Genomic DNA, 12,784 nt, shown 5'->3' on the forward strand with positions numbered 1-12,784 from the left:
CCCCTCAGCTAACTACACGATAACCACGTCAAACCTAATGTTTACATAAAGCTGTTTTAAAATATACAATACCCCCCTATAGTATCAGGAGGGCGTATGCCGCATTCACCCGCAGATAAAAAACGTATTCTGACGCGCGTCCGCCGCATTCGAGGGCAGGTTGATGCTCTTGAGCGTGCACTGGAATCGGGCGACCCCTGTCTGGCCATCCTGCAGCAAATTGCCGCCGTGCGCGGTGCTGCGAATGGGCTGATGGGCGAAATGGTTGAAATTCACCTCAAAGATGAGCTGGTGACCGGGGAGACAACGCCGGACCAGCGGGCCGTTCGCATGGCAGAAGTCGGCCATTTGCTGCGCTCTTATCTAAAATAAACCCACAGACCTCACAATAAGGGAAGAGACATTATGAAATCTCGCGCTGCTGTCGCATTTGGCCCCGGCCAGCCGCTCAAAATCGTTGAAATCGACGTGGCTCCGCCGAAGAAAGGCGAAGTCCTGATCAAAATTACCCATACCGGCGTGTGTCATACCGATGCGTTTACCCTTTCGGGTGACGATCCTGAAGGCGTGTTCCCGGCGGTACTCGGCCACGAAGGCGGCGGGATTGTGGTGGAAGTCGGCGAGGGCGTGACCAGCCTGAAACCGGGTGACCATGTGATTCCGCTGTACACGGCAGAATGTGGTGAGTGTAAGTTCTGTAAATCCGGCAAAACTAACCTCTGCCAGGCGGTTCGCGCTACTCAGGGTAAAGGTCTGATGCCAGACGGTACCACTCGCTTCTCCTATAACGGTGAGCCGATCTATCACTACATGGGCACCAGTACCTTCAGCGAATACACCGTGTGCGCGGAAATTTCGCTGGCGAAAGTGAACCCACAGGCGCCGCTGGATAAGGTTTGCCTGCTGGGCTGCGGCGTAACCACCGGGATTGGCGCGGTGCATAACACCGCAAAAGTGAAAGAGGGCGACACCGTTGCGGTGTTCGGTCTGGGCGGTATCGGTCTGGCGGTAATCCAGGGGGCGGTGCAGGCGAAGGCGGGTCGTATTATCGCTGTCGATACTAACCCGGAGAAATTCACCCTGGCAGGCGAAATGGGTGCCACTGATTTCGTGAACCCGAAAGACTACGATAAGCCGGTTCAGGATGTGATCGTTGAGATGACCGATGGCGGCGTTGACTTCAGCTTCGAATGTATCGGTAACGTTAACGTGATGCGCTCCGCGCTTGAATGCTGCCACAAAGGCTGGGGTGAGAGCATCATCATTGGCGTTGCCGGTGCGGGCCAGGAGATCAAAACCCGTCCATTCCAGCTGGTGACCGGCCGTGTGTGGCGTGGTTCAGCGTTTGGCGGCGTGAAAGGGCGCACCCAGCTTCCGGGCATGGTGGAAGATGCAATGGTCGGGAAAATTCAGCTCGACCCGTTCATTACCCATCGCCTGCCGCTGGAGCAAATCAACGACGCGTTCGATTTGATGCACGAAGGTAAGTCCATCCGTACCGTGATTCACTTCGGCGACAAGTAACTCTTCTGCCAGCGGTTTTTTTGCCGCTGGCGTTTCCTGCATAATCTTCTCTAAAGTGTGACCTGCCTTGCGCTTTTAGCCGTAAGCTAATCTCCAGCCGTGCCGATGACTATTTTACAGGCGTGTTTTTACGCATCTTACCTACAAGAGAGTCGACGGTCATGGACAACACAACAACGATGCAGGCGCAGCGCACGCTGAGCTTTTTGCATCATATCAGGCTGGTTCCGCTGTTTTCCTCCATTCTCGGTGGCATTATTTTGCTGTTCGCCTTGAGCTCAGGTCTGGCGGGCTATTTCCTGCTGCAGGCAGACGCCGATCAGCAGGATGTCACATCAGAAATTCAGGTGCGTATGGGGCTGTCGAACAGTTCTAACCATCTTCGCACCGCGCGTATCAATATGATCCACGCTGGCGCGGCCAGCCGTATCGCCGAGATGGATGCAATGAAGCAGAACATCAGCGAGGCGGAAAAACGTATTAAGCAGTCTCAGGATGGCTTTAATGCGTACATGAACCGCCCCGTTCGTACGGCGGAGGATGAAGCGCTGGATGCCGAACTGAAAACACGCTTTGACGCCTATATCGCGGGTCTTCAGCCGATGGTTAAATTTGCCAAAAACGGCATGTTTGAAGCGATCATTAACCATGAAAACGAATCCGCGCGCCCGCTGGATGACGCCTATAACGCCGTCCTGCTGAAGGCGATTAAGATCCGTACCGACCGGGCCAATGCCCTGACGGCGCAGGCGCACAGCCGCACGCAGCTGGGCCTGATGTTTATGGTCGGGGCGTTTGCCCTGGCCCTGGTGTTGACCGCGCTGACCTTTATCGTGCTGCGCCGCACGGTCATCAATCCGCTTCAGCGTGCTGCCACCCGAATCGAGAACATTGCGAAAGGCGACCTGACGATGCCGGATGATGTCGCCGGGCGCAGCGAAATTGGCCGACTGACGCGCGACCTGCAAACCATGCAGCACTCGCTGGAGACCACGGTCGGCACCGTACGCCAGGGGGCGGAAGAGATCTATCGCGGAACCAGTGAAATCTCGGCTGGCAACACCGATCTCTCATCCCGTACCGAACAGCAGGCGGCCGCCATTGAGCAGACTGCCGCAAGTATGGAACAGCTGACCGCGACGGTGAAACAGAATGCCGATAACGCGCACCATGCCAGCAAGCTGGCGGAAGATGCCTCCGGTAAAGCCAGTCGTGGCGGCCAGATGGTCTCCGGCGTGGTGAAAACGATGAGCAATATCTCCACCAGTTCGAAGAAGATCTCTGAGATTACTGCGGTAATTAACAGCATTGCGTTCCAGACCAATATCCTGGCGCTCAATGCGGCAGTAGAGGCAGCGCGTGCGGGTGAACAAGGACGCGGCTTTGCGGTGGTGGCGAGCGAAGTGCGCACCCTGGCGAGCCGAAGTGCAAATGCCGCGAAAGAGATTGAAAGCCTGATCAACGAGTCGGTTTCCCTGATCGATCAGGGTTCCGGTGAAGTGGTCGCCGCGGGCAACACCATGAACGACATCGTCGATGCGGTGAAACGCGTCACCGATATTATGCTGGAAATTGCCGCCGCCTCCGACGAACAGAGCCGCGGTATCGAGCAGGTCAGCCAGGCGATTTCGGAGATGGACAAAGTGACGCAGCAGAACGCCTCGCTGGTGGAAGAAGCCTCTGCGGCGGCGGCTTCCCTGGAAGAACAGGGCGCGCGTCTGACCGAGGCAGTCGGGGCATTTCGTCTGAGTGGCGCAAAGCCTGGCCGTTCAGTCTCGTCTGCGCCAGCGGCGAAAAACGCACCTTTACGTCCTGCGCCTGCGGTGTCGGGTGATAACTGGGAAACGTTCTGAGTCGTCCGGGGTAAACGGGTGAAAAAAAAGGGACCGTCAGGTCCCTTTTTTATTGCGTTACTGCTTATCCGGCAGCGCGTAGGCAATCACGTAATCACCGCGATCCGGCGACTGACGGGCACCCCCCGCGTTGATGATGATGTACTGTTTACCGGTTTTCGGTGAAACATAGGTCATCGGTCCGGACTGGCTACCGACCGGCAGACGGTCTTTCCAGATCTCTTTCCCGGTGGCGGTATCAAACGCGCGCAGGTAGAAATCCTGGGTGCCGGCAAAGAACAGCAGACCGGACTGGGTTGCGAGGGACGCGCCCAGGGTCGGCATACCGATTGGGATCGGCATATGCATGCGAATGCCAAGCGGGCCGGTATCTTCCACCGTACCGACCGGAACCTGCCACACCAGCTTGCCTGATTTCAGGTCAACGGCTGACATGGTGCCAAACGGTGGCTTCTGACACGGAATGCCCAACGGCGACAGGAAGCGTTCACGCATAGCCCCGAACGGCGTACCGTCCATTGGCACAATACCCATCTCGATGCCGCTTGCGTTTTTCGCCACGTTGGCACGCGGTACCATGTAGTTTGCCAGGCCCAGGCGCATATCGTTAACGAACATCAGGCTGTTGTTCGGGTCGATTGAGACGCTGCCCCAGTTCATCCCGCCAAGGGAGCCCGGGAACTGCAGGGAACGGTCGAGACCCGGTGGGGTGAAGACGCCCTGGTGACGCATCTCTTTAAACTGAATGCGGCACAGCAGCAGGTCTACTGGCGTCGCCCCCCACATATCCGATTCGGTCAGCGTCTGGTTGCCAATCATCGGCATGCCAACAGAGTACGGTTGGGTCGGGGAGTAACGTTCACCTTCAACGTTACCGGCCGGTACCGGGCGCTCTTCCACTTTCGCCACGGGCTTGCCGGTTTCGCGGTTGAGCATAAAGATCATGCCCTGTTTGCTGGTCTGCACCAGCACCGGCGTGGTGCCACCTTTACCGTCGGGTAAATCGTACAGCAGCGGCTGGGAAGGGAGATCAAAGTCCCACAGGTCGTGGTGGGTGGTCTGGAAATGCCAGCGCACCTGACCGGTGGCGGCGTCCACCGCCACGATGGAAGAGCTGTACTTGTCATCCAGCGCCGTACGCTCACCCGCCCAGAAATCTGGCGTGGCGTTGCCGGTTGGCAGATAGATCAGGTTCAGTTTTGCATCGTAAGACATGGCAGACCAGACGTTCGGCGTGCCGCGTGTATAGGTCTGTCCTTCCGGTGGAAGGCCGGTCAGCTGCGGATTACCTGGATCCCATGCCCATGCCAGCTTGCCGGTATGAACGTCATACGCACGCACGACGCCCGGCGGTTCGCCGGTGGAGAAGTTATCCGCGATACGACCGCCAACCACCACCACATTCCCCGCGACCAGCGGCGTGGAGGTCTGCTGATAGTAACCCGGCTTGATTTCCCCCATCCCGATGCTCAGGTCAACGGTGCCACGATCGCCAAAGTCTTCACAGACCTTGCCGTTATCTGCATTGATAGCAATCAGTCGCGCATCGGTGGTCGGCAGGAACAGACGACGAGGGCATGCCGCAGGCTGTGCATCTGCCTGTGACGTTGTCACGCTGCTATGGTCTTCAAAGTAGCCCAGACCGCGACAACGCTGCCAGTTCGGTGCTGAGGCTTTCGCGTCGTAACGCCATTTTTCTTTACCGGAGTCGACGTCCAGCGCCAGGACTTTACTGTACGGCGTACAGACATACAGCGTGTCGCCAATTTGCAATGGGGTGTTCTGATCTTCCGCACCGGAGCCGTTGCTCTGAGGAATATCCCCCGTGTGGGCAACCCAGGCCACCTTCAGCTCGTTCACGTTTTGTTTGTTAATTTGATCGAGGGCGGCGAAGCGGTCACCGTGGGTGGTATTGCCCCAGTGCGCCCAGTTTTTCTGCTCCTGACCCGGTGCGACCGGTTTTACCGGTACCGGCTCATTCGCCGCCACCAGCGTTTGCGGCTTGAACATCCAGCCAAGGCTCACCAGCATCACGACCGCCAGAACGGCCGCGACGCCAAACGCCGGTGCTTTGTTCGGGGCGTTGTGGTTTGCTGCGCGCATAAACGGCCAGACGATGGCACAGAGGAAGGCCAGCACGGCAAACGTAAAGAGGCGCGAGAAGAGCGGCCAGAAATCCCATCCGGCATCGCTGACGGCCCAGAACAGCGAGGCGATAAACGCGATGCCATAGAGGACGATCCCGCTGGCGCGGTTGATGAAAATCAGGACGGCGGCAATCACCATCGCCACGCCCATGATCAGGAAGTACCCACTTCCGCCTACGGTAACAAGCTTTAAACCTAAGCCGCCAACAGCCAGACCGATGAGCGTCATCAGTCCGGCAAGGAGCCACTGCAGGATACGGGGTATCCCACGTGGCGCGCTGCCAAATGCCATTTCTGTCTCCTTTAAATCCCCCGCGTTGCGGAACGGTGCCGAATATGTACCAATTGGGTAATAATCGCGGAAGGGGATGAGGTTTTATACGGTTTACCCGCATCATTTGCGGTTGAATTCCTGTTTAACAAATAGCATGCGAACCATTTGGTGAATTCGCGGCTATGATAAAACTGTTAAATTGTTTTACGCAATTGTTAATGGATGATTTCGCATTTTTTGACCACAGAAACAAAAAACCCGTCGACAGGACGGGTTAGTGGTTGAGGTTGTAAAGGCGTCTCAGGCAGGCATGGATTTGCGGATGGCGCTGAGCAGCGTCTGCGCACCCGGGGAGAGCGGGGTATCCACGCGGGTTAATATACCGATAGGTTCGCCCGCACCTGGCGACGTCACCGGCAGTGCGGTAAGCGTGCCCTGGCGGAGATCATCTTTCACCGCGCCGGAGGGAACGAACCAGACGTAGTCATAATCCACCGTAAGCTGGCGCGAAAGCGAGGCCGACAGCGTTTCGATGCAACCTGAAGGCAGTGAGCAGCCCTGCATCTGCAGCAGTGTCTCAGCGTTCTGACGCGGAACGGTGCCTTTTGGGGATACTACCACCGGCCACTCCATCACGCGGCTTAACGTCACCGTATCCTGCAGCAGAGGGTGACCGGGACGCACGACCAGCTTCAGGGATTCCAGGAACAACAGCTCGTAGTTAAGCCCGCCCATAAGCTCGGGGTCGGACATGCGCCCGATACCGAGATCCAGTTCGCCGGATTTTAGCCCGGCGAGCAGCATGGTGTTATTCATGGTGGCAACCTGAATAGTGGTATGCCGCTGATGTTTGTGGAACTGCCCAATGACCGGAGGCAGAATGCCGAGTGCCGCCGTTGGCAGGGCACCCACGCGCACAATCTCCGTGGCGTGCTCCTCTTTGCGGTTGAGCGACTGTCCGGCAGTATTCAGCGCATCGAGAACCTTGACGGCGTGCGTAAGAAATTGTTCACCCACGAGGGTGAGTTGTGCCCCCAGCCGACCGCGGTCGAAGAGACGGGTTCCGGTGAGTTGTTCCAGCTCGTTCAGCGTTTTGGAGAGCGCAGGCTGGCTTAGGTTGAGAGTTTCAGCCGCTCGCCCCAGCGTTCCCTGTTGAGCGACGGCCACAAATGTATGCAAATGGCGCAAGCGTATGCGCTGACTGAACAGACCATTTTTTTCCATAGGCGATGTTAAAAACAGAGCGATGCGGGTGACAAGCTAAGTTGTTTAATTTTGATAACTTGATAGCAAAATATTTTTAACATTTGATCTGTTTGAGTTACAACATGTTTTTTGGCAGGGGGGAGAGGAAGAACGTCCTTGTTCTTTTCGTGCACATTGAGAGCGTTACGTCAGTGTATAGCCGGGTTAAATCACGCCATCACCGCCGTCAGAGCACCATACCTGACCGGAGGTAAATGAACATTCATCCGAGGCCAGCGTGACATAGAGCGGTGCGATCTCAACAGGTTGACCCGGACGCCCCAGCGGGGTATCACCGCCAAACTCTTTCACTTTTTCCATCGGCTGGCCGCCGCTGGACTGCAGCACCGTCCAGTAAGGACCCGGGGCAACCGCGTTGACGCGTATTCCTTTTGGCCCAAGCTGTTTCGCTAAGGATTTGGTGAATACCGCCAGACAGGCTTTTGTCTGGGCATAATCCAGCAGCACAGGGCTGGGCTTAACCGCCTGGACCGAGGAAGTATTAATGATAGAGGCCGACGGTTTCAGATGGCGCAGCGCCGCTTTGGTTATCCAGAAAGGCGCATAGACATTGGTTTTGAAGGTCGCGTCAAAATCTTCCGTGGTAAGCTCTTCAAGGGATTCACGGTATTGCTGACGACCAGCGTTATTCACCAGAATGTCCAGTCCCCCCAGTTTGGCCACCGCCTCTTCTACCAGATTCTGGCAGAACGTCTCGTCACGTATGTCACCCGGCAGCGCGACGGCAATGCGTCCTTCCGCTTTGATAAGCTCAATGACGTCAACCGCGTCTTTCTCTTCTTCAGGCAGATAGTTAATTGCGACGTCAGCCCCTTCACGGGCGTAAGCGATCGCGACTGCGCGACCAATACCGGAGTCACCTCCGGTGATCAATGCTTTCTTGCCGGCAAGGCGGCCATGCCCTTTATAGCTCGTTTCCCCGTGGTCGGGTACGGGTTGCATTTCTGATGCCAGTCCCGGCGGCGTTTGCGGTTGCTCCGGGAAAGGGGGTTGCGGGTAAGCGTTCTGACGTTGTGTAGTATCACTCATAGCTGACTCCTTAAGCCAAGGGGTGAGATTTGATGGATAGTTGCAGCGTTAACGCTTCGCTGAATTATTTCTGCAAATGATCGACGCGCACGACAGGCGGCGATGATTTCTTATCAAGCGATCCGTTGATACTGATCATCTGATCGGGTTTTACTGTTCTGCCGTCGAATACTGCCTGGGGAATAATAACGTCTATTTTTCCGGTTTTATCCTGGAATACAAACTTATCGCCGCTACCGTCAATAAGGTTTCCGCGTAATGAAATAGTCGCACCATCATGCATTTCTTTTGCATGATCGATGGTCATAATTCGTGCGTCATCGGTTCCACGATAACCGCTATCCAGTGCGTGCGGCGGTGGCGGTGCTTCACCTTTTTGTAACCCGCCGTTATTATCTGCCCATGCGGCCGGTACCAGAAATATCAAAAAAGCGGAAATAAGCGATAATTTCATCTGATATCCTTCATTTTGTGTGTCTTGACTTATTAAGTATTGTTGCTATTCCTTTATGTGGCAAATGTGATAAGTCTTAAAAACATTCGCTTTTGAAATCAAAAATATCGGTTAATAAGCGAAACGGTGATAGCCGCCATGAAGCATCAAAGTGATAAGTTACCTGGGATAGATGAGAATTACCGATTGCTGACGTTTGAATATGGATTTCGTCAGGTGGGTTTTATTGTCCTGCTGGCCATTATCGTTGCGGCGATAGCGGGCTTCTTTTCAAGCGGAGTGGTGAGTGATACGCAAAGAACAAACTTGGCAAAGTCGCTGACCATCAACTACGAGCGCTTTGGCCGACGCCAGACTGAGTCGAAGATCCACCTTTCATTCCCGGTCAGAACAGAAGGGAAATACACCCTGAGTGTGACCAGCGAGAGCAACGATGTTTACGAGCCAGGAAGCGTTTGGCCGCAACCGGACAGCATGTTCAGTCGCGGGAATACGCTCTTTTTTGTTTATAACAACCTGAAAATGTCCGACAACTTCTCTGTCTTACTTTTCACGACCCCTGCACGCGCAGGTAAATGGGACAATGTCGTTCGCATAAACGACGAGCCGGAAATCCCTTTCTGGCAATTTATTTACCCGTAGGAGGCTGATATGGATATGGTCTTTCGTGCGCTGGCTATTTACCTGTTCCTCGTCGTGGTATTTAAAGTTGCCGGACGGCGCGCTTTGCTGCAGATGACCAGCTTTGATCTGATTCTCCTGTTAATTATCAGTGAGGCGACGCAACAGGCGCTGCTCGGGGAAGATTTTTCGGTCACCGGCGCAATGATTACCATTACCACGCTGGTGGTAGTGGATATTATCTTTGGGATAATGAAAAAATATTTCTCACCGGTAGAAAATATTCTTGATGGCACTCCGGTGATATTGGTTGAGAACGGCGTGCTGCTAGCAGATAAACTCAAAAAAGTCGACGTTTCCTGTGATGATATTTTGGTATCAGCACGCCAGAATAATGGCGTTACGCAGCTGAGTGAAATTAAATATGCCATTCTTGAGCGCAATGGTCATATTTCAATCATTCCTTTTGAGAAGTAAGAGGCCACGAAATGAGCAACCTTCACCATGATAACAATTATACCGTCGCCGAACTGACCAAAAAAGTGGCGAGCAAATTGACAGACTTAGGGCTTCGCTTAACCACGGCAGAATCCTGCACCGGCGGAAAACTCTCCGTCGCCCTTTGTGCTGAAGAGAACACGGCCGAATTTTATGATGTCGGCCTGGTCGTGTTCAGTGACGGCGCAAAAGAGCGCATTCTGGGCGTGCGTCCTGAGACCCTTGAACGGTATACGGCCGTGAGTGAACAGACGGTGACCGAAATGGCCGCCCGGATCCTGGAGATTGCCCAGGCGGATGTCAGTATTGCCATCAGCGGTTATGCCGGGCCAGAAGGGGGTGACGATGGCACGGCGGCAGGGACCGTTTGCTTCGCCTGGAACCTTCGCGGACACACGGAAACCCGTACCGTCCTGTTTTCCGGCGACTGCCAGGATGTGGTAGAGAAGGCGGTGCAGTATTCATTGTCTGAATTAGTGACCAGATTATCCGGCTGGGATAACGAGTAAATTAACGCGGAGGTTCTATGGCTGTGATTGTCATTACCGGCGGTACGGCGGGTGTGGGAAAGGCAACGGCGCTGCACTTCGCAAAGGCAGGCTACGATGTGGGCATTATTGCCCGCGATGAGACAAGCCTGCACTCGACCCAGGAGGAGTTAACGCGTTTTGGCGTCAAAGCCTGTGCGGTACAGGCGGATGTCGCCGACAGCCAGGCGGTGGTGGACGCGGCAAACGAGATTGAATATCGCCTCGGCGCGATTGATGTGTGGGTTAACAATGCGATGGGTGCGGTGCTGGCACCGTTTCGTACCCTGACGCCGGATGAATTTCGCCGCGTCACTGACGTGACCTATCTTGGCTTCGTAAACGGAACCCGCGCCGCGCTGGAATTGATGGTGCCACGCGATCGCGGCGTGATTATTCAGGTCGGGTCCGCGCTGGCCTACCGCTCGATCCCGTTGCAATCGGCCTACTGCGGCGCCAAAGCGGCGATTCGGGGATTCACCGATGCGGTGCGCACGGAACTGATGCATGAGAACAGCCGGGTGCAGCTTTCAATGGTGCAGATGCCGGGGCTGAATACACCGCAGTTTGACTGGGCAAGAAACAAATTCGCCTGGGCTATGCGTCCGGTTCCGCCGGTGTTTGAGCCTGAAGTCGCCGCGAGTGCGATTTTTAAGGTCGCGCAAAAACCGGTGCGCGAACTGTGGGTGGGCAGCAGTACCATTCAGTCGATCGTCGGACAATTCCTCTTCCCGGGTTTCCTGGACCGACTAATGGTGAAGAAGGCCTGGGAAGGTCAGATGACTGACGATCTGAATGACCGGGATCGCCAGGATTATCTCGACCAGCCGGTCAACGACCTGCACAAAATCCATGGGCGTTTTACCCCGGAAGCGAAAAACCGCGCCACGGCGATCACGTCAGGTGTGCCCGGGAAAGTCCTGTTAGGCTCCCTCGCGGTGGCGGGCGTTGTGCTGACGCGGCTGATGACCCGGCGTAAAAGGTAATCAGCGCAGCGCGCTACGGTTAGTCCAGAACCAGCGATAGCCGTAGCCGCTGAGGGTAAGCTGGACGGTTTTGCCACAGATCAGCGCGTCGTCATAGCGTTTATCCGCCAGGCAGGCGGTCCAGGTGGCGTGACGGATCCCGCGGGCGATAAACTGGACCGGCTTGTCGCTAAAGTTAACGAAGGTCAGGATACTGCGCGCTTCGGCCTCGTAATAAATGCCCAGTACCGCGTCATCATCAATATTGATGAGACGAAACGGTGCGACAGCAATCTCCGGAAATTCAGAGCGCGTATTGGCCATGTCGATGATCCGGTGCAGCAGGGAATTGCGGTGCAGCAGGGAATCGGCCACGTTGATTTTCTGATAACGCCAGGGACCGCGATCGATGATCGGGGCGATAAACCGCTCAGGATCCGCTGCTGAAAAGCCACCGCCTTCTGACCCCGCCCACTGCATTGGCGTTCGCACGGCATAGCGCTCTTCCAGCGTCAGATCGTCACCCATGCCAATCTCATCGCCGTAGCGCATGACCGGCACGCCCGGGAGTGAGAAGAGCACCGCGTGGCAGAACGCCAGCCGTTTTTGATCGCCCTTTAACATCGGTGCCAGACGGCGTCGTATCCCGCGCTGGTAGACGTTCATCTCTTCGTCAGGGGCGAAGGTGTCGACCACAATCTGTTTCTCTTTTTTACCGATCCCTTCCAGATCCAACTCATCGTGGTTGCGCAGCCAGTTGGCAAAGCAGCACGAGTCAGGCGGGACAATCATCTTCTTTATGGCATTGCGCAGCGGTCGGGCGCTTTTCCTGGCAAGGCTGACGTAGAAATACTTATTGAGCCAGAAATTTAGCACCAGATTCAGACGGTTATTTTCGCCGAAATAGTCTTTATACGCCTCCACGTCGACGTCCACCTCACCGAGCAGGATCGCTTCCGGATTACGTGCTTCAATAAGGCGGCGCATATGCTCCAGGATCCATAACCCCTTTTTCTCGTCACCGCCGCCTGCCTGCGCGGTCAGGTGCGTTGCGGCATCGAGGCGAAATCCCGACACCCCGAGCTTGAGCCAGAAGAGGATAATATTTTCGATCTCGTTGAGCAGCGCGGGGCAGGTCAGATTCAGGTCGGGCTCGTGGTGATAGAACATATGTCGGTAGTATTGCCCGGCCTCGTCATCCCATGTCCAGACGCTCTCTTCCACGCCGGGAAACATCGGGGAGGTATCGTCCTCGTTATTATCCGACCAGATGTAGTAGTCACGAAAAGGTGAAGTTGGGTTGCGGCGAGCCTGCTGAAACCAGGGATGGGCGTCCGAGGTGTGCTGAATCAACAGCTCAATAATGACCTGCATACCCAGCTCCCGGGCCTGTTCAATAAAGGCGATAATGTCGGCCAGCTTTCCGAAGCGAGGATCAACCTGCAGATGGTCGCTGACGTCGTAGCCTTCATCCAGAAACGGGGTGAGGTAGAAAGGGGTGATCCAGATAACCGTCGCCCCCATGCGGCGAATGTAGCGCAGCTTTGCGCCAATCCCGGCGATGTCCCCGCAGCCATCGCCGTTTAAATCATAAAAGAGTGCAGTATCAATCTAATAAATAATGGC

The 12,784-nt window shown here is 55.5% G+C and carries 12 protein-coding genes; 7 read left to right on the forward strand and 5 right to left on the reverse strand.

Translation table 11 applies throughout. From position 1 onward, the window contains the following. Positions 1 to 96 precede the first annotated feature (96 nt). The 3 genes from JTA15_RS06200 to JTA15_RS06210 all read left to right on the forward strand — a co-directional run bounded on the left by JTA15_RS06200 (position 97) and on the right by JTA15_RS06210 (position 3,377). Positions 97 to 372: a metal/formaldehyde-sensitive transcriptional repressor gene (locus tag JTA15_RS06200; RefSeq protein WP_014169989.1), complete on the forward strand. Its 276-nt coding sequence runs from the start codon at positions 97 to 99 to the stop codon at positions 370 to 372. Between the two features lie 33 nt (positions 373 to 405). Next, the gene (locus JTA15_RS06205) at positions 406 to 1,524 is read left to right on the forward strand and encodes an S-(hydroxymethyl)glutathione dehydrogenase/class III alcohol dehydrogenase (RefSeq protein WP_014169990.1); all 1,119 of its coding nucleotides are present in this window, start codon (positions 406 to 408) and stop codon (positions 1,522 to 1,524) included. A gap of 161 nt (positions 1,525 to 1,685) precedes the next feature. Next, a complete protein-coding gene (locus tag JTA15_RS06210; protein ID WP_219372983.1) occupies positions 1,686 to 3,377 on the forward strand; it encodes a methyl-accepting chemotaxis protein in 1,692 nt (563 codons plus the stop codon). A gap of 57 nt (positions 3,378 to 3,434) precedes the next feature. Here JTA15_RS06210 and JTA15_RS06215 read toward each other — a convergent pair whose 3' ends face one another. The 4 genes from JTA15_RS06215 to JTA15_RS06230 all read right to left on the reverse strand — a co-directional run bounded on the left by JTA15_RS06215 (position 3,435) and on the right by JTA15_RS06230 (position 8,547). Then, complete coding sequence (locus tag JTA15_RS06215; protein WP_219372984.1) at positions 3,435 to 5,816, reverse strand: glucose/quinate/shikimate family membrane-bound PQQ-dependent dehydrogenase; 2,382 nt, start codon at positions 5,814 to 5,816, stop codon at positions 3,435 to 3,437. A gap of 282 nt (positions 5,817 to 6,098) precedes the next feature. Continuing rightward, positions 6,099 to 7,022, reverse strand: coding sequence for a LysR substrate-binding domain-containing protein (locus JTA15_RS06220; protein ID WP_014169993.1), 924 nt, complete (start codon positions 7,020 to 7,022; stop codon positions 6,099 to 6,101). Between the two features lie 186 nt (positions 7,023 to 7,208). Continuing rightward, the gene (locus tag JTA15_RS06225; protein WP_014169994.1) at positions 7,209 to 8,093 is read right to left on the reverse strand and encodes an SDR family oxidoreductase; all 885 of its coding nucleotides are present in this window, start codon (positions 8,091 to 8,093) and stop codon (positions 7,209 to 7,211) included. A 64-nt stretch (positions 8,094 to 8,157) separates the two neighbouring features. Beyond that, positions 8,158 to 8,547 (reverse strand): YdeI family stress tolerance OB fold protein, encoded by a 390-nt coding sequence (locus JTA15_RS06230; protein ID WP_020884197.1) that lies wholly within the window; start codon positions 8,545 to 8,547, stop codon positions 8,158 to 8,160. A 138-nt stretch (positions 8,548 to 8,685) separates the two neighbouring features. On the opposite strand from JTA15_RS06230, the gene JTA15_RS06235 reads away from it, so the two are divergent. Genes JTA15_RS06235 through JTA15_RS06250 form a run of 4 tightly spaced genes read left to right on the forward strand, consistent with a single transcriptional unit; the run spans position 8,686 to position 11,179 of the window. Beyond that, entirely contained in the window at positions 8,686 to 9,189 is a 504-nt protein-coding gene (locus tag JTA15_RS06235; RefSeq protein ID WP_219372985.1) for a hypothetical protein, read from the forward strand. Between the two features lie 9 nt (positions 9,190 to 9,198). Then, positions 9,199 to 9,645: a DUF421 domain-containing protein gene (locus JTA15_RS06240; RefSeq protein ID WP_219372986.1), complete on the forward strand. Its 447-nt coding sequence runs from the start codon at positions 9,199 to 9,201 to the stop codon at positions 9,643 to 9,645. An 11-nt stretch (positions 9,646 to 9,656) separates the two neighbouring features. After that, positions 9,657 to 10,175: a 2-oxo-tetronate isomerase gene (locus tag JTA15_RS06245; protein WP_014169998.1), complete on the forward strand. Its 519-nt coding sequence runs from the start codon at positions 9,657 to 9,659 to the stop codon at positions 10,173 to 10,175. A 17-nt stretch (positions 10,176 to 10,192) separates the two neighbouring features. Then, positions 10,193 to 11,179, forward strand: a complete 987-nt coding sequence (locus tag JTA15_RS06250) for an SDR family oxidoreductase (protein WP_025204235.1) — start codon at positions 10,193 to 10,195, stop codon at positions 11,177 to 11,179. Here the strand turns inward: JTA15_RS06250 and JTA15_RS06255 are convergent, their stop codons facing one another. After that, entirely contained in the window at positions 11,180 to 12,769 is a 1,590-nt protein-coding gene (locus JTA15_RS06255) for an alpha-amylase family protein (RefSeq protein ID WP_255580222.1), read from the reverse strand. It abuts the gene before it with no gap. Positions 12,770 to 12,784 lie beyond the last annotated feature (15 nt).

Origin of the sequence: Enterobacter sp. BIDMC 29 (assembly GCF_019378755.1) — a bacterium.
Taxonomy (GTDB): Bacteria; Pseudomonadota; Gammaproteobacteria; order Enterobacterales; family Enterobacteriaceae; genus Enterobacter; species Enterobacter ludwigii.

Excerpts from the sequence above, each read along its gene's own strand:
- JTA15_RS06210 (WP_219372983.1), top strand. The coding sequence starts at position 1,686 with ATGGACAACACAACAACGATGCAGGCGCAGCGCACGCTGAGCTTTTTG.
- JTA15_RS06205 (WP_014169990.1), top strand. The coding sequence starts at position 406 with ATGAAATCTCGCGCTGCTGTCGCATTTGGCCCCGGCCAGCCGCTCAAA.
- JTA15_RS06215 (WP_219372984.1), bottom strand. The coding sequence starts at position 5,816 with ATGGCATTTGGCAGCGCGCCACGTGGGATACCCCGTATCCTGCAGTGG.
- JTA15_RS06235 (WP_219372985.1), top strand. The coding sequence starts at position 8,686 with ATGAAGCATCAAAGTGATAAGTTACCTGGGATAGATGAGAATTACCGA.
- JTA15_RS06200 (WP_014169989.1), top strand. The coding sequence starts at position 97 with ATGCCGCATTCACCCGCAGATAAAAAACGTATTCTGACGCGCGTCCGC.
- JTA15_RS06250 (WP_025204235.1), top strand. The coding sequence starts at position 10,193 with ATGGCTGTGATTGTCATTACCGGCGGTACGGCGGGTGTGGGAAAGGCA.
- JTA15_RS06245 (WP_014169998.1), top strand. The coding sequence starts at position 9,657 with ATGAGCAACCTTCACCATGATAACAATTATACCGTCGCCGAACTGACC.
- JTA15_RS06220 (WP_014169993.1), bottom strand. The coding sequence starts at position 7,022 with ATGGAAAAAAATGGTCTGTTCAGTCAGCGCATACGCTTGCGCCATTTG.
- JTA15_RS06240 (WP_219372986.1), top strand. The coding sequence starts at position 9,199 with ATGGATATGGTCTTTCGTGCGCTGGCTATTTACCTGTTCCTCGTCGTG.
- JTA15_RS06225 (WP_014169994.1), bottom strand. The coding sequence starts at position 8,093 with ATGAGTGATACTACACAACGTCAGAACGCTTACCCGCAACCCCCTTTC.
- JTA15_RS06230 (WP_020884197.1), bottom strand. The coding sequence starts at position 8,547 with ATGAAATTATCGCTTATTTCCGCTTTTTTGATATTTCTGGTACCGGCC.